Annotated in this window: 19 protein-coding genes; 10 read left to right on the plus strand and 9 right to left on the minus strand. The window is 36.8% G+C overall.

The features are described from left to right. Positions 1-7: 7 nt before the first annotated feature. Together PXG98_RS03910 and PXG98_RS03915 are read right to left on the minus strand one after the other, a co-directional pair. Positions 8-520 (minus strand): acyl-CoA thioesterase, encoded by a 513-nt coding sequence (locus PXG98_RS03910; RefSeq protein WP_276389100.1) that lies wholly within the window; start codon positions 518-520, stop codon positions 8-10. Positions 521-569: 49 nt separating this feature from the next. Next, a complete protein-coding gene (locus PXG98_RS03915) occupies positions 570-1,514 on the minus strand; it encodes an HU domain-containing protein (protein ID WP_276389101.1) in 945 nt (314 codons plus the stop codon). Between the two features lie 105 nt (positions 1,515-1,619). Here PXG98_RS03915 and dprA point away from each other — a divergent pair, with 105 nt between their 5' ends. Then, complete coding sequence (gene dprA, locus PXG98_RS03920) at positions 1,620-2,723, plus strand: DNA-processing protein DprA (RefSeq protein ID WP_276389102.1); 1,104 nt, start codon at positions 1,620-1,622, stop codon at positions 2,721-2,723. Positions 2,724-2,876: 153 nt separating this feature from the next. On the opposite strand, the gene trpS is transcribed toward dprA, so the two are convergent. Next, on the minus strand, positions 2,877-3,845 hold the full coding sequence (gene trpS, locus PXG98_RS03925) for a tryptophan--tRNA ligase (protein WP_276389103.1): 969 nt from the start codon (positions 3,843-3,845) through the stop codon (positions 2,877-2,879). A 70-nt stretch (positions 3,846-3,915) separates the two neighbouring features. Here trpS and PXG98_RS03930 point away from each other — a divergent pair, with 70 nt between their 5' ends. Continuing rightward, positions 3,916-4,656 carry a lysophospholipid acyltransferase family protein gene (locus PXG98_RS03930; RefSeq protein WP_276389104.1) on the plus strand — a complete coding sequence of 247 codons (741 nt, stop codon included), beginning with the start codon at positions 3,916-3,918 and terminating at the stop codon, positions 4,654-4,656. Between the two features lie 27 nt (positions 4,657-4,683). Here PXG98_RS03930 and PXG98_RS03935 read toward each other — a convergent pair whose 3' ends face one another. From PXG98_RS03935 to recA, 4 genes are all read right to left on the minus strand, one after another. Next, complete coding sequence (locus PXG98_RS03935) at positions 4,684-6,183, minus strand: outer membrane beta-barrel protein (protein WP_276389105.1); 1,500 nt, start codon at positions 6,181-6,183, stop codon at positions 4,684-4,686. Positions 6,184-6,193: 10 nt separating this feature from the next. Next, on the minus strand, positions 6,194-6,730 hold the full coding sequence (locus PXG98_RS03940) for an RNA polymerase sigma factor (protein ID WP_276389106.1): 537 nt from the start codon (positions 6,728-6,730) through the stop codon (positions 6,194-6,196). A 35-nt stretch (positions 6,731-6,765) separates the two neighbouring features. Next, positions 6,766-7,182, minus strand: a complete 417-nt coding sequence (locus tag PXG98_RS03945; protein ID WP_276389107.1) for a hypothetical protein — start codon at positions 7,180-7,182, stop codon at positions 6,766-6,768. An 81-nt stretch (positions 7,183-7,263) separates the two neighbouring features. After that, a complete protein-coding gene (gene recA, locus PXG98_RS03950; protein WP_276389108.1) occupies positions 7,264-8,271 on the minus strand; it encodes a recombinase RecA in 1,008 nt (335 codons plus the stop codon). 337 nt (positions 8,272-8,608) lie between these two features. On the opposite strand from recA, the gene trhO reads away from it, so the two are divergent. From trhO to PXG98_RS03990, 8 genes are all read left to right on the plus strand, one after another. After that, positions 8,609-9,640 (plus strand): oxygen-dependent tRNA uridine(34) hydroxylase TrhO, encoded by a 1,032-nt coding sequence (trhO, locus tag PXG98_RS03955; RefSeq protein ID WP_276389109.1) that lies wholly within the window; start codon positions 8,609-8,611, stop codon positions 9,638-9,640. A gap of 205 nt (positions 9,641-9,845) precedes the next feature. Next, entirely contained in the window at positions 9,846-11,006 is a 1,161-nt protein-coding gene (locus PXG98_RS03960) for a PSP1 domain-containing protein (protein ID WP_276389110.1), read from the plus strand. Then, on the plus strand, positions 10,999-11,481 hold the full coding sequence (locus tag PXG98_RS03965; RefSeq protein WP_276389111.1) for a gliding motility lipoprotein GldH: 483 nt from the start codon (positions 10,999-11,001) through the stop codon (positions 11,479-11,481). Before PXG98_RS03960 ends, PXG98_RS03965 begins: the two co-directional genes overlap by 8 nt. 3 nt (positions 11,482-11,484) lie before the next feature. Continuing rightward, positions 11,485-13,827: a penicillin-binding protein 1A gene (locus PXG98_RS03970; RefSeq protein WP_276389112.1), complete on the plus strand. Its 2,343-nt coding sequence runs from the start codon at positions 11,485-11,487 to the stop codon at positions 13,825-13,827. A 102-nt stretch (positions 13,828-13,929) separates the two neighbouring features. Beyond that, a complete protein-coding gene (locus tag PXG98_RS03975; RefSeq protein ID WP_276389113.1) occupies positions 13,930-14,631 on the plus strand; it encodes a CoA transferase subunit A in 702 nt (233 codons plus the stop codon). Positions 14,632-14,651: 20 nt separating this feature from the next. Beyond that, positions 14,652-15,305: a 3-oxoacid CoA-transferase subunit B gene (locus PXG98_RS03980; RefSeq protein WP_276389114.1), complete on the plus strand. Its 654-nt coding sequence runs from the start codon at positions 14,652-14,654 to the stop codon at positions 15,303-15,305. 350 nt (positions 15,306-15,655) lie between these two features. Continuing rightward, positions 15,656-16,186 carry a GNAT family N-acetyltransferase gene (locus PXG98_RS03985; RefSeq protein ID WP_276389115.1) on the plus strand — a complete coding sequence of 177 codons (531 nt, stop codon included), beginning with the start codon at positions 15,656-15,658 and terminating at the stop codon, positions 16,184-16,186. 9 nt (positions 16,187-16,195) lie between these two features. Further along, positions 16,196-17,353, plus strand: a complete 1,158-nt coding sequence (locus PXG98_RS03990; RefSeq protein WP_276389116.1) for a serine hydrolase domain-containing protein — start codon at positions 16,196-16,198, stop codon at positions 17,351-17,353. 18 nt (positions 17,354-17,371) lie between these two features. Here PXG98_RS03990 and PXG98_RS03995 read toward each other — a convergent pair whose 3' ends face one another. Both PXG98_RS03995 and PXG98_RS04000 read right to left on the minus strand, forming a co-directional pair. Next, positions 17,372-18,529, minus strand: a complete 1,158-nt coding sequence (locus tag PXG98_RS03995; RefSeq protein ID WP_276389117.1) for a methionine aminotransferase — start codon at positions 18,527-18,529, stop codon at positions 17,372-17,374. Positions 18,530-18,630: 101 nt separating this feature from the next. Further along, positions 18,631-19,377 (minus strand): succinate dehydrogenase/fumarate reductase iron-sulfur subunit, encoded by a 747-nt coding sequence (locus PXG98_RS04000; RefSeq protein ID WP_276389118.1) that lies wholly within the window; start codon positions 19,375-19,377, stop codon positions 18,631-18,633. Positions 19,378-19,383: the final 6 nt, after the last annotated feature.

Consider the following 19,383-nt stretch of genomic DNA (forward strand, 5'->3'; position numbering starts at 1 on the left):
ATTCTAATCACTTTGTGAATAAAGCTTTTAGTTCTGTGGCAGCAGAGGGCTCCATTTTACCCGCTAATACCAAACTAAGCTGTTTACGTCTTAATGCGCCTTCAAAGCGTTCTATTTCTAGTGCCGACTCTGGTATTACCTGAGGTACTGAAGTAGGCTTACCAGTATCGTCAACCGCCACAAAAGTATAAATAGCTTCGTTTGCCTTTGAACTTACCCCAGTATACCTATCTTCCATCCATACATCGATATATACCTCCATGGAGGTTGTAAATGCTCTTGAAATCTTAGCTTCTACAGTGACTACACTTCCCACTGGGACAGATCGATTAAAGGCGACGTGATTTACCGAAGCCGTCACTGTAATTCTTCTGCTATGTCTTCTAGCAGCTATACTGGCAGCGCGGTCCATCCTTGCCAATAATTCTCCTCCAAAAAGATTGTTTAATGGATTTGTTTCGCTTGGAAGAACCATATCGGTCATTATTGTCCGAGATTCACTAGGTGTTTTTGACTTCATAGGATAGGTTTGATAAGATTAGATCCTGTGATTATTTAGGCGGAATTCACTATTTAACCGAAAGTAACCAAGCATCAGGAGAATCGGTCTGCTTAATTTCTCTTAACCTTTTAAGAGCTTCTTCTGGTCTTTCAAAGCTATCGTAGGCAACCTGATGCAGGCCGTATTTGTTTACACCCAAATAAGAAGCATTGTAACCTTTTACGCGAAGCTGCGCCATCTTTTTATCGGCATTCTCTTTGATTCTAAAGGCACCAGCAATAATATGATGATTTCCAGTAGTTTTTTTGATAATTGGAAGTTCTAATACAGGAAACTCCAAAGGATCTGTATTAAAAAAAGTTGCTTCTTGAATATTTTTAGAAACGATATTTTGAGCACCTTGTTTTACCATTAATTCGTTAGATCCTAACTTATTATAAGCCAAATAAGCAGTTAAACCTGTCGAGAATGCTAAGAGGAGAATGGCTGCATATTTAATATAAGGTCTAAAGGACTGCTTTTGTCGTCGCTCGGGGGTAATTATAAATGGAATATTTTCTTCTAACTTTTCTACTTCTTCTTTGTAATGCTCTCTATTTATTGGAGATGAAATAAAACTGCTTAGCCCAAAGGAAGAAGGTAAAAAGTTTAGCTTATTAGAAGGTTCAAATTGTATTTTACCCTCTTTATTAATCCATAGACTACCAATACTATCTAGCAATATTTTATTTCCAGATCTTAAGTTCTTATCCCAACTTTTGGATGCTGTTGTTACCACTTCTAAAGCCTCTTCATAGCTTTTACCCTGGGATTCTGCCATGAATGAAATTAATAGGCCATCATTTGAATTAAGCTGTTCATTAAAAGAAATCTGCTTTGTTGGAGGATAAAAAGTTTTGCCAACACTATCTATTACGGCACTCTTCCTATTAGTAAGGAAAGCCCCAAAATTAGGAACTACAACACAGTTGTATCTATAAAGCAATTGTTCGATATAGTATTCAATAGCCATTACTACAAATATTAAAAAAAATTAGAGTGCAGCAAACTGGCAGGCTAAAGTATTTATTAACATAATAATTTAAAGTATACCCTTGATAAACTAAAAGCCTCGTACATGTCTGAAGACGAACTCATTGCCTTGCTACGCCTGCAATGTATTCCCCATATTGGTTCTATAAGCGCTAAAAAGCTAATTACTCATTGTGGCAGTCCGGCGGCTGTTTTTCGGGATAATACAAAAAACTTAAAGAAAATTCCGGGTATACGGGATAAGATGATAAATGAGTTGCACTTAAAGAAATATCATTATCAGGCAGTTACGGAGTTAAAATACATTCAGAATAATAGTGTTGAGTATTTTTACTTCCTGGAGGAAAACTACCCAGATAATTTAAAACATTGCGATGATAGTCCGTTATTGTTATTTAAAAAAGGGAATATAAACTTAAAGGGGAAAAGATTAATAAGTGTTGTTGGAACTAGAGGAAGTACTAGGCACGGAGTAAATTTTAGTAAAAAAATTATAGAAGAACTCGTAGAGTTCAATCCAATAATTGTAAGCGGCTTTGCCATGGGAATAGACATACATGCACAATTGGCTGCCGTGGAGAATGGACTGCAAACTATTGGTTGTTTAGCACATGGTTTAAACCAAGTATATCCAAGATCACATCAAAAATATATAGGACTGATTTTGGACAATGGAGGGTTTTTAACTGAATTCTGGAGTAGTAGTTTGCCAGAAAGAATAAACTTCCTAAAAAGGAATCGAATCATTGCAGGACTTAGTGCGGCTACCATTGTAGTAGAATCCGGAAGTAAGGGCGGCAGTCTTGTCACAGCAGATATTGCACATTCGTATAACAGGGATATTTTTGCCGTACCGGGAAGACCAGCAGATCAATCTAGCGCGGGTTGCAATAATCTAATTAAGAGTCAAAAAGCCCATATACTGACTACGGGCTTGGATGTGGCATATATTCTTGGATGGGAACCTACAGCTAACAAGCCCCAAGGCTTTCAAACAGAATTAGTTCTTAAGTTGAGCCAAGAAGAAAGGGAAATTTATGACTATTTATTTAAAAGAGGAAGACAGTCCATAGATCAAATTGCTCTGGATTGTAAGCGACCTCTAAGCAAGATCCTAACCACCCTGTTCCAAATGGAATTAAAAGGAATTTTAAGAAATATTCCCGGGAAACTATATGAAATATTATAGTTTTTACAGACCGAGTAGTTTAAATAATCATAAAAGTCCCAACTAAAGCCACGTCAATATGCTTCTCATCGACGAATTACACAAGCTTATCTTAAGAAAGCATAAGGTTAGTTTATCCTGAAGCACAAAAAAAAGACTAGATAGTCGGAAAACCTAATAACCCACTTTTTTTCTTACTCTCCTTAAAACAGAGTCGGCAACTAGGCTTGCTTTCTTTGCCCCAATAGATAAAGCGGTGTCTATTTCCTCAAGATTATTCATATAGTAATTGAACTTTTCTCTGGGTTCTTTAAATCTTTCTAGAAGTAATTCAAAAAGTGCCTGTTTTGCATGGCCATACCCATAATTACCTTGGATATAGTTAGAATGCATATGGGCAACTTGGTCGTCAGAGGCCAGTGTCTTATATAATGCAAAAGTAGTATCGGTTTCCGGATTTTTTGGAGCTTCTAAAGGAGTACTATCTGAAATAATTCCCATTATTTGTTTTCGCAACTGTTTATCTGTTTGAAATATGTTAATCAGATTCCCTTTACTTTTACTCATTTTAAACCCATCCGTACCGGGGATATACATAGTATTCTCATGCACCAGCCCTTCCGGAACCACAAACGTTTCTCCCATTTGTGAATGAAAACGGTTGGCGACATCTCTTGTCATTTCTATATGTTGCAATTGATCTTTCCCTACCGGCACCACATTGGCATCATATAGTAGGATATCTGCAGCCATCAACATAGGATAAGTAAATAATCCTGCATTAACATCTTCCAGTCTATCTGACTTATCTTTAAAGGAATGTGCTAGGGTTAGTCTTTGGTAAGGGAAAAAGCAGCTTAAATACCATGAAAGTTCGGTTACTTGCGGAACATCGCTCTGTCTGTAAAAAACTGTTTTGTCTATGTCAAGGCCAAAAGCCAACCAAGCAGCGGCAGTAGCGTAGGTATTTTGCCTTAATTCATTGCCATTTTTAATTTGAGTAAGAGAATGCATGTCAGCAATAAATAGAAATGATTCATTATCTTCTATTTTTGCCATTTCTATCGCCGGGATGATGGCTCCCAAAATATTTCCTAAATGCGGGGTTCCCGTGCTTTGTATTCCTGTAAGAATTCTTGCCATAAAAAGTTTATTATAGTTCGCAAAAGTAAAAGAAATACAAATACCCTACTAAAATTGTTATTTTTGATTTATGCGGTTACTATTTAATAAACTGGGACATATTATATATCGTATTTGGTTTTATATTCTTGTGAGTGTTCCAATTTTCTTGTTTTTTCCTCTATTAATCATCACCTCGATTTCGGAGAAAACCTATCCCCAATTCTTTTGGCTGGCTAGAAATATTTGGGCGAATACCATTTTATATGGAATGTTGTGTTTTCCAAAGATCAAATATGAAGAAAAAATTGCACGAGATAAGAGTTATATGCTTGTGGCGAATCATACGAGTATGCTAGATATTATGATGATGCTAAAGGTTAGCAAACACCCGTTTGTCTTTGTAGGGAAGAAGGAACTTGTAAAAATACCGGTGTTTGGGTTTTTCTATAAGCGAGTTTGTATTATGGTAGATAGAGAAGACAGTAGAAGTAGAACAGGAGTCTATAGACGAGCTCATAAACGACTTAGTAAAGGCCTTAGCATCTGTATTTTCCCTGAAGGAGGCGTTCCAGAAGAGAATATTGTGTTAGACAAGTTCAAGGATGGGGCTTTTAAAATGGCGTTAAATCAAAAAATACCAATTGTTCCAATAGTGTTTTACGACAACAAGAAAAGGTTTCCTTTTACATTTTTTAACGGTCACCCAGGAATCACTAGGGCTAAGGTAATGCCATTTGTTAATACCATCAATTTGGAGGAAACGGATTTAGCAAGATTAAATAATGGTGTACGAACGTCTATTTATCAGGAATTAATCAAAAGCATGTAAAATACCAATAGGTATAACTTATGTTTTTTAAAGTTTGAAATTAAGTCCAGTGAATACGCCAACAGAAAAGGGCTGAAAACTACCAGCGGTCTGAGAAAATGTATTTAACTGATACTTAAACATAGGTTCAAGACTTAATTGAATTTTAGAGCTAAACTTATAATTAAAGCCCAGTCCGAAATTTGTACTGAGGTTAACAGAATTGAGGTTGTTAGCTTCTCCCATTTCCATTTCACCGTCGCCGGATTCTAAAACCACAGCATTGTTGACCAAAAAGAGGGAACTAAATCCACCAATGACATTAAAACCAAATTTTTTATCAATAATGGCATAGTTTAGCTCTAAGGGTAATTCTAAGTAACCAAAGTCTTGTACCATAGTTCCCTCTCGTGTAGGACTCGGAGCTGCAACTTCTACATTAGTGGTTTGCTGAATTATTCTTGATTCTTCTGCATTCCTTACTACAAGATTTTGAGAGGTTGGAATGTAATTAATATTGTCTATTTGAGAATTTGTTGAGGCTGTCAGAGAGGCAGAAAAGGCAATATCATTTGTATTATAACTATAATCGACTTTATTTAAACCCGATCTGATCTTAACTTTTTTACCAACTTGATATGCCACTCCAATACCATAACTTAAATTTATATTACCTGATTTAGAATTAGGCACAAAATTGGAATGTATTGGGGAACCAGTTCCAAACGAATTGAAATAGACTGGTCCTACCGTGGGACCTAATTCCCATTGTCCTTTATTAGAATCTTCATTTAGGGCCAAATCCTCACTTTTTTCAATTTCTTCAAATATGGATCTTTTGTTATCCGAAGTAACAGCCGGTTTATCATTTGTTTCCTCACTAGTAGTATTGGTAACTACACTAGATTCTTTGTCAATATTAGAATTGACAATATCATTTTTCTTTTGTTCATCTGTTGTTCTTGAGGCTAAAATTTCTGTACTTTTCTGAGGTTCCTTACCCTCTTCGACACCAATAGTCTTGTCTTTCAGGTTATTGGTAGAGGCCAAATCTTCTCGTTTCACCTGGTTATTTTTTGGAACAAGTACATCACTATTTTCAGAATTATTGGAAGTAGTTGCTGGTAATTTGGTCTTTTGTGTACCAACCAATTGTTTATTGGTAACCTTCACTTCGCTGGAATTCTTTAGAGAATTGTTATTGTTCTCAAAAGTATCAGAGTCGGTCAAAACTTCTGTATTTCTTATATCGTCATTCTTTGTGGGGTTATTATTTAAACTATCTCTAAGAGAATTTTCCGAATTATTATTTGTATCCGTGATTTTCTGATTAGGGATTTGATTTTCGTTTTGTGGATTAAAGAAGAGGAATGATATGGCTATAACGGCAGCTATCCCTCCTAATTTCCACCAAAGTGGAATTACTCTTTTTCTTTTCTCTTTTTTGTCCAATGAAGCTGAAATTGCCTTCCACACCCGCTCATCAGGGACTTGGCTAAAGTCTTTCAGCTCTTTTTGGTACAATTTGTCAATATTTTCCTTTTTCATGCTTTAATATTTAAGCAATATTTATTTTTTCTTTTGTAATTTTTTCTTTTAAAATAGCCCGTGCTCTTGCTAAATTAGATTTTGACGTACCCGTACTTGTACCGAGTTTTTCACTTATTTCTTTATGTGAAAATCCGTCAAGTACATACATATTAAAAGTAATCCGATACTTATTCGGCAATTCCTGTACATACTTCAAAAGAGTTGTCAAATCAATTTTAAAGTATTCAGACGCCGAGTCTGACTCCATTTCATCTGCTTCATTTTCTGTTACTACTTTAAGGTAGTCTTCTTTCCTATATTTTTGCAATACTGTGTTTACAGTAATTCTCTTCATCCATCCAACAAATGACCCCTGAAATTTATATTGCCCTATTTTTTCGTAAATGGTCATAAAACTGTCATGTAGATTATCTTCTGCTTCTACTTTGTTCTTTGAATATTTTAGGCATACACCAAAAAGTATAGGAGCGTACTCACGGTACAACAGTTCTTGTGCCCTTCTATTTCCTTTTTTACAGTTATGTATTAGCTCTTCCAGATTCAAAATTATGATTGGATTAATACACCTAAGATAGTAGATTATTGATTTACGGGCACTTCAACTTCAAGAAATTCATCTTCCCCGTCGGCATCCTTACCGGTATAAAACCTAAATAGATAGGTATCCGTATAGAGCACAACAAACCTAAAAGAACTTTCCACCTCTTGTCCACCATCTACACAATCGGGATCGTCAAATTGTGAGCCTATGGGAACCACATTTCTAGTCGTCTGTTCCACAGGGGTTATATCAAAACCATCAAAAAATGTACATCCGTTTGGGATAGCGTAGGTTACTGCTATCTCATAAGATTCATTTAATTCAAAGGAAGGTGGTAGATCAGCACTAACAACTTCTAAAGGTATTAAATGGTATCGGGGGCTATTGTCATCAACACTACACGACGTCAATAGCAATGTGATCACACAAGCCGTAAGTAAGAGTATTTTCCTCATAATTATCTATTAACATCATATTCTATAGATGAGACAAATAGACAATGGTTGCTTAAAAAGTGTAATAAATACAGACTAGAATCAGGAATTCACGGTAGTAATAGCAAGCTTAATTTTTCCTTCTAATTCTTCAAATAGTTCTGGGTTATCCATAAGTAAAGACTTAACAGCGTCTCTACCCTGTCCAAGTTTAGTATCACCGTAGCTAAACCAAGAACCACTTTTTCTAATTATTTCGAATTCTACACCGAGATCAATTATTTCGCCAACCTTAGAAATTCCCTCGCCATACATAATATCGAACTCAGCTGTTTTAAAGGGTGAAGCCACTTTGTTTTTAACTACTTTAACCCTTGTTTTGTTTCCCTGTACACCACCATCTGTATTTTTTATCTGTGTAGACCTTCTAATGTCTAACCTTACGGAAGCATAGAATTTAAGAGCATTTCCCCCAGTAGTTGTTTCAGGATTACCAAACATAACACCAATTTTTTCGCGTAATTGATTTATAAATATCACTGTACAATTGGTCTTGCTAATGGAACCTGTAAGTTTTCTAAGGGCTTGAGACATTAATCTAGCGTGTAATCCCATTTTAGAATCCCCCATTTCCCCCTCGATTTCACTTTTTGGAGTCAGAGCAGCAACGGAATCAATTATCACTATATCTATGGCTCCTGAGCGAATTAAGTTATCGGCTATTTCTAAAGCTTGTTCCCCGTGGTCTGGCTGCGATATGATAAGATTATCAATATCTACACCAAGTTTTTCCGCATAAAACCTGTCAAAGGCATGTTCTGCATCTATAAAGGCTGCAATTCCTCCATTTTTTTGTGCCTCTGCAATTGCGTGTAATGTTAAAGTGGTTTTACCTGAAGATTCTGGCCCATAAATTTCAACAACTCTTCCTCTCGGATATCCTCCAACACCTAAAGCAATGTCTAACCCAAGAGAACCCGATGGAATTACCTCTACATCTTCTGCAACAAAATCCCCCATTTTCATTACGGCTCCCTTTCCATAAGTCTTATCTAGTTTATCTAATGTTAGTTTTAGGGCCTTTAGTTTTGCTTCATTCGTTGTACTCATAGTATATGGACGCTATTAAATTTGAAAAGCTAAATTACCATTTCTTTTTTGCATTTTACAAACAGAAAGCAACCTTTATTGATAATCTGCATCTCTTATGTAAAAGAAGTAAATTTAAAATATAAATTCTATATAATTTCTTATAGGATAGTGGTGGTTACCTCCTTAAAAGTTCAATCTATGAAAAAGGAAATTGTTGAGGGTTAGCCTATAAAGAGTCTTGAAATCCAAGGCTCTTTTTTATTATTAATTAATTAAAAAGTTTCTTTTTTGGCTCTCCTGAAGAATAATCTTAATTTTGTCTCTTAATCTATTCACTACTTAATATTAGTATAGCATGCAACTGTACAATACGTTAAGTGCGAAAGAAAGAGAGGCCCTAATTGAAGAGGCTGGGTTAGAGAGACTAACTATTTCTTTCTACAAATACGCACAAATACGCAATCCACAGCTTTTTCGAAATCATTTATTTATCAACTGGAGTGAACAAGACGTTCTAGGGAGAATTTACGTTGCCAGTGAAGGCATAAATGCACAGCTATCTGTTCCGGCAATTAATTTTGATAAATTTAAAGAACATCTAGATAGTATTTCTTTTCTTGAAAACGTTAGATTAAATATTGCTATAGAACATGATAATAAGTCATTTCTGAAACTCAAAGTTAAGGTTCGGGAGAAAATCGTTGCAGATGGACTTAAAGATGATACTTTCGATGTTACCAAAAAAGGAACACATGTAGGAGCAGAAGATTTTAATAAACTAATCGACGATCCTGACACTATTTTGGTGGATATGAGAAACCATTATGAAAGCGAAATCGGGCACTTTCAAAATGCGATAACCCCAGATGTGGATACCTTTAGAGACTCCTTGGATATTATTGAAAAAGATTTGGCAGAATTCAAAGAAAATAAAAACCTTGTAATGTATTGTACAGGTGGAATTAGGTGTGAAAAAGCAAGTGCTTATTACAGGCACAAAGGTTTTAAGAAGGTCTTTCAGTTAGAAGGGGGAATAATTGAGTATACGAGACAGGTTAAGGAAAAAGACCTGGACAATAAGTTTATTGGAAAAAACTTTGTCTTTGATCATCGCAGAGGAGAGCGAATATCTGAAGATATAATTGCTAAATGCCATCAGTGTGGCTCCCCTTGTGACACGCATGTAAACTGTGCCAATGAGGCCTGTCACCTCTTGTTTATTCAGTGCGAAGAATGTGCTACGAAGATGAACGACTGCTGCAGTGATAAATGCAAAGAGATACACGAGTTGCCTTTCGAAGAACAAAAAGCCCTTAGAAAAGGGAAAGTCGTAAGCAATAAGATTTTTAAAAAGGGGAGATCAGAAGTGCTTAAGTATAAAAAGTAGCTGATCTTAAAGTGCTCGGGATTAATTTTTCAAATTTAGATTCCCAATTAAAGACAACGTAAAGACATAGAATTGCTTGGCATTTACTCCGTAGTCTTTGGTCTTTTTATGAGCATAAAAAATGCTATCTTTACCTTCGAGAAATTTTTATGAACCTACTTTAGCAATAGAAAATTTCGTCTAATGCTAAATCAAGATATAAAATATGGGTTGTACCAATTGTTCGACCGGTAAGGACGGACAGCCAAGAGGATGCAAGAATAACGGTACTTGCGGCTCGGATGGATGTAATAAATTAACTGTTTTCGATTGGCTTTCAAATATGTCTTTGCCTAATGGGTCTAGACCTTTCGACTGTGTTGAAGTACGTTTTAAAAACAGCCGTAAAGATTTTTTTAGGAATTCTAATAACCTTTCCCTTGCAATAGGAGATATAGTAGCTACCCAAGCAAAAACGGGGCATGATGTTGGCATGGTAACTTTAACAGGAGAACTGGTTAAAGTGCAAATGAAGAAGAAGAAATACAGTGAAGAAGGAGAAGAAATGCCCAAAATTTATAGAAAAGCCAATCAAAAAGACATTGATAAGTGGCAAAGATGTAGGGACAAAGAAGAGGAAATAAAAAAGAGAGCACGTGAAATGGCTATTCTTCTTCAACTTCAGATGAAGATCTCAGATGTTGAATTCCAAGGGGATGGATCCAAGGCAACTTTCTATTATACAGCTGAGGAGAGAGTAGATTTCAGACAGCTCATAAAGGATATGGCCAAAGCTTTTGGGATAAGAATTGAAATGCGCCAAATCGGCTATAGACAGGAGGCACAGAGATTAGGTGGAATTGGATCTTGTGGCAGAGAATTATGCTGTTCTACATGGCTTTCGGATTTTCGCTCCGTAAGTACTTCCGCAGCGCGCTATCAGCAGTTATCTCTTAATCCTCAAAAATTGGCTGGACAATGCGGTAAACTAAAGTGCTGTTTAAACTATGAGTTGGATTTATATTTGGAGGCTTTAAAAGACTTTCCTAGTCCTGACAGTAGATTAAATACAGAAAAGGGGATAGCGTTTTGTCAAAAGACCGATATTTTTAAAGGGATCCTATGGTTTTCATACAAAGAGGATCCATCTAATTGGCATACGCTTACAAAAGATCAGGTGCACGAAATACTTGCTAAAAACAAAGCTAAAAAACCAGTTGTCAGTTTAGAATCTTATGCCTTCGAGAATCTGGAAGAAGAAAAATTGATCTTTGAAAATGTGGTTGGTCAAGACAGTCTAACAAGATTCGATAGGCCGAAAAGAAAACGTAAAGGGAAAAATAATAAACGAAGAAAAAACCGTAAAAGACCTAGTAATAATGCCTAGAACCCTGCTATATCTCCTACTCTTATGGTTTTTTATTTCATGCAATGATAAGCTCGTAGTTTCCGAATACCAGGCTAATCCATCTGGTATTTGGGCAAAAGATGATGTAAAACAGTTTGCATTTACTCCAATGGATACCATAAATTCATATGACCTTTTTATCGACTTAAGAAATGACGATTCGTTTGCCTACAGCAATCTTTTTATTATTGCCGATTTAACAGACCCAAATGGAAAAGTTCAAAGGGACACCATAGAGTTTCAAATGGCCGCTCCAGATGGTCAATGGTTAGGGAAGGGACTGGGAAGTATAAAAGAAAATAAACTTTGGTATAAGGAAAACGTCAATTTTACCGTTAATGGCGTATATATGTTAGAACTGTCTCATGCGATGCGAAAGAACGGGGATGCTGAAGGTATAGTTAATCTCGCAGGAATTACAGATGTAGGGTTCTCAATAGAAAAGCATAAATAAGATATGGCAAAAGCCAAGAAAGGTAAGAAATCTTCTAACTTCAGGAAGTTTATTAAGTGGTTCTGGATCCTATTTGTTTCTGGAATATTCTGTATTTTTTTAGTATTTCAGTTAGCGGCTTGGGGTGTTTTCGGTGAAATGCCGACATTTGAGCGCTTAGAAAATCCCCAAACAAATCTGGCCACAGAAATTATCTCTTCAGATGGTGCTACCCTAGGAAAGTTTTATTTAGATGATAATAGGACACCTATTTCTTATGACGATCTTCCCACGAATCTAATTCAGGCATTGGTAGCTACGGAAGATGCTAGGTATTATGATCATTCAGGAATTGATGCCCGAGGAACCTTAAGAGCAGTGGTGTTCTTAGGTACTAAAGGTGGTGCCAGTACCATTTCGCAGCAATTATCTAAGCTATTGTTTACCAAAAGAATTTCGGGTGGTGCAATGGGCAGGATAATACAGAAAGTAAAAGAATGGGTTATTGCTACAAGGTTGGAAAGACAGTATACCAAGGATGAGATTATTGCTATGTATATGAATACATATGATTTTGGCAATAATGCTGATGGAATTAGATCGGCAGCGAGAATCTACTTTGGCAAGGAACCTTCTGAATTAAAAACAGAGGAATCTGCGGTATTAGTTGGGATGCTTAAAAACTCTTCCTTGTATAATCCTATGCGCCGAGAAGCCTTAGTACTGGATAGGCGAAATACAGTTTTAAGTCAAATGTACAAGTATGATTTTTTGACTGAAAAGGAAAGTGATTCATTGCAAGCAATGAAGTTAGATATCAATTATAATCCTGAATCTCATAGTGTTGGCCTGGCTACTTATTTTAGGATGTATCTTCAAGGATTCTTGAAAAAATGGATTGAGGATAATCCAAAACCTGCCTTGGAGGGAGAGAGAGATAAGTGGAATATTTATTTGGATGGTTTAAAGGTGTATACTACTATTGATTCTCGTATGCAAAAGAATGCAGAAGATGCGGTAAAAGGGCATATGAAGAGACTACAGAAAGAATTTTTTCATCAAAATACTAAAAAAAGAAACCCTACAACGCCATTCCTCGATTTAGAAAAAGAAGAAATCACTTCCATAATCAGGCGGGCAATGCGAACCTCAGAACGATGGAGAAAGATGAAAGCTAACGGCAAGTCGGAAGATGATATTACGGCCTCTTTTGACCAAGAAACAGAAATGACGGTTTTTGACTGGGACAGCCCAACTATGGAAAAAGATACGGTAATGACGCCTAGAGATTCTATACGTTATTACAAGACTTTTTTGAGGGCAGCCATGATGTCAATGGAACCTCAAACGGGTCATGTAAAGGCTTGGGTTGGGGGAATAAATTACAGGCATTTTCAATACGACAATGTTATTCAAGGCTCTAGACAGGCCGGCTCTACCTTTAAACCATTTGTTTATGCGGCGGCAATTGATCAATTGCGTTTATCACCTTGCGACGTCTTGCCTGATAGTCAGTACTGTATAGAAGCTGGAAAACATGGAAATCTTGAACCCTGGTGTCCAAAAAATTCGGACGGAAAATATTCTGGTCAGATGTATACCCTAAAGCATGCACTTGCCAATTCTGTAAATTCAGTTACGGCACAATTAATTGATCGTGTTGGCCCTAAACCTGTAGTTTCTATAGTGCAGGATCTTGGACTAAAAAATGATATTCTTCCTGTTCCGGCAATTGCTTTAGGAACCGAAGAGTTTAATGTATATGAAATGGTTGGCGCCTATGGAGCATTTGCCAATCAGGGAGTTTATGTGAAACCAGTAATGGTTACAAGAATTGAAGATAAAAATGGTACTGTCCTGTTTGAATATGTCCCTGAAACTAAAGATGTATTGAGTAAAGATGTGGCCTATGCTATGGTGAACCTTATGGAGGGTGTAACCGAAGGAGGCTCCGGAGTTCGCTTAAGGACAAATGCTAGTAAAGACCAACCGGTATATAAAGAGATAATTACAGGTTATCCATATGAATTTACCAATCCTATTGCAGGTAAAACCGGAACTACACAGAATCAAAGTGATGGTTGGTTTATGGGAATGGTTCCTAATCTAGTCACTGGGGTTTGGGTTGGAGGCGAAGAACGCGCTGTTCATTTCAAATCTATTCGATACGGGCAAGGGGCGTCGATGGCATTGCCTATTTGGGGATTGTATATGAAAAGCAACTATGAAGATGAAGATCTTGGTATTTCAAAAGAAGAATTTCCTAGACCTGAAGAGTTATCTATAAGAGTAGATTGTTCAATCTCTGAAGAAGAGGAAGAAGAACAAATAAATTTTGAAGATGATCTGGAAGATTTAGACTTCTAAGAGAAATTAGATTTATCGGCATATTAAAATCCCCTTTTTTAGGGGATTTTTATTTAAATCTGTACATTAGGAAAACTATTTATAATTCAAAGAGAGTAGTCGATGATCAGTAAGAAGGTTAAGGATGTCAAGGAAGCTTTGATAGGAGTAAAAGATGGGATGACTTTAATGCTTGGAGGTTTTGGCCTTTGCGGTATCCCGGAAAATGCCATTGGCGAACTTGTTCAATTAGGAGTAAATAATCTTACCTGTATAAGTAATAACGCGGGAGTAGATGATTTTGGTTTAGGACTCTTACTACAAGGGCGGCAAATTAAAAAGATGATATCCTCATACGTGGGTGAAAATGATGAGTTTGAAAGACAAATGCTCAGTGGTGAATTAGAAGTGGAACTTACCCCTCAAGGAACTTTGGCTGAAAAGTGCAGGGCAGCCCAGACTGGTTTTCCAGCGTTTTATACTCCAGCAGGATATGGCACGGAAGTAGCCGATGGGAAGGAAACCAGAGAATTTAATGGTAAGATGTATGTGCTTGAAGAGGCATTTAAGGCAGATTTTTCTTTTGTTAAGGCTTGGAAAGGAGATGAGGCAGGAAATCTTATTTTCAAAGGAACCGCTCGGAACTTTAATCCCTGTATGTGCGGGGCAGCGAGAATCACCATTGCCGAGGTAGAAGAACTTTTACCTGCTGGAAGCCTTGACCCGAATGATATTCATGTTCCCGGAATTTTTATTCAAAGGATTTTTCAAGGAACTAACTATGAGAAACGCATTGAGCAAAGAACAGTAAGACCTAAAGAATAATTTCTTTTAAAGGTATATTTATGTTAGATAAAATTGGAATCGCGAAAAGAATAGCCCAGGAAGTTAAAGACAAGTACTACGTAAACTTGGGAATAGGAATCCCTACGCTAGTAGCAAATTATGTAAACCCTTCAATTGAAGTAGAATTTCAAAGCGAGAATGGAGTACTAGGTATGGGCCCATTTCCCTTTGAAGGGGAAGAGGATCCGGATCTCATTAATGCCGGAAAACAAACGATAACAACTTTAGCCGGGGCATCTTTTTTTGATTCTGCTATGAGCTTTGGAATGATACGAGGGAGACATGTCCACCTTACCATTCTAGGGGCAATGGAGGTGGCACAGAATGGCGATATTGCCAATTGGAAAATTCCCGGAAAAATGGTAAAGGGGATGGGAGGCGCCATGGATTTAGTAGCATCTGCTGAAAATATTATCGTTGCTATGATGCATACTAACAAGCATGGAGATTCCAAATTATTAAAATCGTGTACGCTTCCTTTGACAGGTGTTGGTTGTGTAAAAAAAATTGTAACAAATCTGGCTGTCTTAGAAATCGTGGATGATAGCTTTCTCTTATTAGAGAAGGCACCTGGCGTAAGTATAGACGATATAAGAAATGCTACAGAGGGAAATTTAACAGTTCCCGATATTGTACCTGACATGACCGTTTAACGATGATTTAATACATTTCATCTAAGGGTAATTTATAGGACCTTTATTTCACAACAAAAAATTATCACTTCACAACATATTTGGATTACGCATGGATTGGCGTCCTATCTTTAAAGAGTTCTTATTTTAAAGAGCTCCCCAAATTTATAACACCTAAAGGTTAATCTAAACAACTATGGAAACCCAAATTGACAACAGACCATTTGAACAAGAAGTGCAAGTGTATCAAAATGAATATTTCAGTGGTATTTTGATGCTGGCCAAAAAACTGTTTATGTTGTAAACGTTTAGAATTAGTGTTTTAAAAGGAGTTATACGAAAAGTATAACTCCTTTTTTTATTTTTATAAAATGCAAATTCAATTTAAGAAATGCTCAGTAAACCATCTCAAGGAGTTGGTAGAATTAGGGAAGACCACATTTACAGAATCTTTTCGAGAAGACAATAATCCTATTGATTTTGACAACTATATTAGAGAAGCTTTTTCGGAGGTACAATTACTAAAGGAACTACGGAACACAGACATGTCGTTCTTTTTGGTTAAGGAGATTGATACTACCGTTGGTTATTTCAAACTAAATCAGTTCTCTGCTCAAACTGAGCTAAGAGAAGATGAAGGTTTAGAGATAGAACGGATATATGTTAAAAAAAAATTTCAAGGAAGGGCTATTGGAAATCATATGATGAAATATATAAAAGAGCTTGCGGAATCCCTACAGAAGGATTATTTGTGGCTTGGGGTATGGGAAAAGAATAATGGGGCAATTCGGTTTTATGAAAAAAACGGATTTAAGAAATTTGGAAAACATCCCTATTATATTGGTAATGACAAGCAAATGGACTGGTTAATGAAACTTGATTTACGTACTTTAGACACTTAAAAAGAGAAAATGAATAAGACTGTTTGGACAATTTTAGTTTTCCTGCTCATAATAAACATTGGGAGATCACAGGAAAAAACGTATTTCCCAAAGAAGAATGCAAAATGGGAGGAGAAAGAGGTTTCAGAGACAAATTTTGACAAAGACTTGCTCGAGGAAGCCGTTAATTTTGCTATCACTAATGAATACAAGGGTTCTAAGGACCTCCGCATTGCAATCCTAAAGGGTTTCGAAAGAGAACCATTTCACGAAATTTTGGGTCCGACAAAGAAGCGCGGGGGACCAGCAGGAATGATTCTTAAAAGTGGGTACTTGGTAAAGTCATGGGGAGATATTAAAAGGGTGGATATGACTTTTAGTGTTACCAAAAGCTTTCTATCTACTGTTGCCGGGATGGCAATTGACAGAAAACTAATTTCCAATACAACCGATAAAGTGTCTAACTATATATGGGACGGTACTTTTCAGGGAGAACACAATGAAAAAGTAAGCTGGGAACATTTATTACAACAAAATTCTGATTGGTCTGGGTCTTTATGGGGAGTTAAGGATTGGGCAGACCGTCCGCCAAAAGAGGGTGGCCTTGATGATTGGAGATATAGGAAACTAAAGGAACCGGGAACCTATATGGAGTATAATGATGTTAGGGTAAATGTGCTGGCCTACGCCCTTACACACGTTTGGAGATCTCCTTTACCTTTGGTTTTAAAGGAGAATTTAATGGATAAAATAGGGGCCTCAACCACTTGGCGTTGGTATGGATATGATGATGCTTGGACAGTTATCGACGGACTAAAAATGAAGTCCGTGACGGGCGGTGGACATTCTGGAGCCGGGATTTTTATTAATACAGAAGATATGGCCAGATTTGGATTATTATTTTCCAATGATGGATTTTGGGAAAAGGATGAAATAATTAGTTCTTCCTGGATTAATGCCGCAACAAAACCGTCAATTCCTAATGTCAATTACGGGTATATGTGGTGGTTAAATAAAAAGGGAGACCGTCACTGGGAGGGACTATCCGAAAATATTTACTATGCTGCAGGTTTTGGAGGAAATTTTATTGTAATCGACAAAGAAAACGATTTAGTAGTAGTAACTAGATGGATAGAGCCTTCAAAAATAGGGGAGTTTATGCAAAAATTGACTGCGGCACTTAAATAAACGTTGTGCTGGCTTAGCCTAAAGACTAGATAGGATTTCTGTAGCCTGTATTATGGTTTCTTCGGTTTTGGCAAAACAAACTCTAATTTGTCTATGATCTAAATGATCTTTGTTAAAAACAGAAATTGGGATGCAGGCCAAACGATGTTCCTCTACTAATCTTTTTCCAAATTCAAGGTCACTTTCATTGCTTATATTAGAATAATCCAAAAGTTGAAAGTAGGTGCCTTGTGTAGGGGTAAAACTAAATTTTGAACTAGAAATACGATCTAAAAAGAGGTCTCTCTTTTTCTCATAAAAACTGCCCAAACTAAGATAATTATACGCTGTTTTCAGGTATTCAGCCAGAGCAACTTGAAAGGGATGATTAACGCAAAAAACGTTAAACTCATGAATTTTGAGAAACTCTTTCATCAAGGTGGCCGGTGCAGCGCAATAGCCCATCTTCCATCCTGTGGCATGAAAAGTTTTTCCAAAGGAAGCACAAACAAAACTTCTTTCTGCTAAATATGGATACTTTGAGGCACTTTCATGGGAATTCCCTTTAAATACAATATGTTCGTAGACTTCATCGCTTAGCAATATAATATTAGTTCCCTTTAAACACTCTTGTAGTTGAAGCATATCGTCATTTGAAAAAACTTTTCCACTCGGGTTATGTGGTGTATTAATTATTACCATTCTTGTTTTGGCGCCAATATGTGCCCTAAAACTCTTCCAGTTTATGGCGTAGTCTTTACCTTCCATTTGTATTAATATAGGCTGCCCTCCATTGGCAATAATAGCGGGCTCGTAACAGTCGTAAGCAGGTTTAAAGACGATGACTTCATCACCTGGCCAAACAAATGCTGATATTGCAGTAAATATAGCCTGGGTTGCACCTACTGTAATGCAAATTTCTGAGGAAGGATTATAGGTTTTACCATATAAGCTTTCAATTTTTTCTGAAATTACTTCTCTTAGACTATAAATACCTCCCATAGGGGCATACTGGTTATATCCGCTTTTTAGAGCTTTTGCAACCAATTCTAGTAAAATTGGATCAGGCTCGAAATTAGGAAACCCCTGTGAAATGTTTATGGCATTGTATTGTTCTGCCAACTGAGTCATGTTGGCAAAGATCGATGGAGGTAAAAGAGGTAATTTGGATTTAAATTTATGTAAAGGAGCGCCCATAAATATTTTTTATAGTTCTAAAAATAAGGAAAAACGACAGCTTATTACAGAAAAAACCCGGCTAGTATACTGCCGGGTTCAATATTTAAAAAGATAGTTGTTTAACCTTTTAAGGAAGCGCTTAAATATTCTCTATTCATCCTTGCGATATTTTCTAAGGAAATACCTTTAGGGCATTCTATTTCACAAGCTCCTGTATTGGTGCAATTGCCAAACCCCTCTAAGTCCATCTGGCGAACCATATTTTGTACGCGCTCAACCGCTTCTACTTTCCCCTGTGGGAGTAAGGCAAACTGCGATACTTTGGCCGAAGTAAAAAGCATAGCACTTGCATTTTTACAAGCGGCAACGCAGGCGCCGCAACCAATACAAGTAGCAGCATTAAAAGCTTTGTCTGCAAATTCCTTTTCGATTGGAATGGCATTAGCATCTACCGGCTGACCTGAAGTATTTACGGAAATAAAACCCCCAGCTTGCTGAATTCTTTCAAAAGATGTCCTATCTACAATGAGATCCTTCACTACCGGAAAAGCTTTAGCCCTAAAAGGTTCAATAACAATAGTATCCCCATCCTTAAAACTACGCATGTGTAGTTGGCATGCGGTAATTAACCTATCTGGACCATGAGGTCTTCCGTTTATTTGTAAAGAACAAGTACCGCAAATTCCCTCTCTGCAATCATGATCAAATTCTACAGGAATTTCTCCCTTTGCAATTAAGTCTTCGTTAAGAATATCTAACATTTCTAGAAAAGACATATCGCCTTCTACACTTTCCATAGTATAGTCCACTAATTCGCCTTTTGCAGATGCGTCTTTTTGACGCCATACTTTAAGATAAATCTTCATAGCTTT

This window comes from Eudoraea chungangensis, from assembly GCF_029360665.1.
GTDB classification, from domain to species: Bacteria; Bacteroidota; Bacteroidia; order Flavobacteriales; family Flavobacteriaceae; genus Eudoraea; species Eudoraea chungangensis.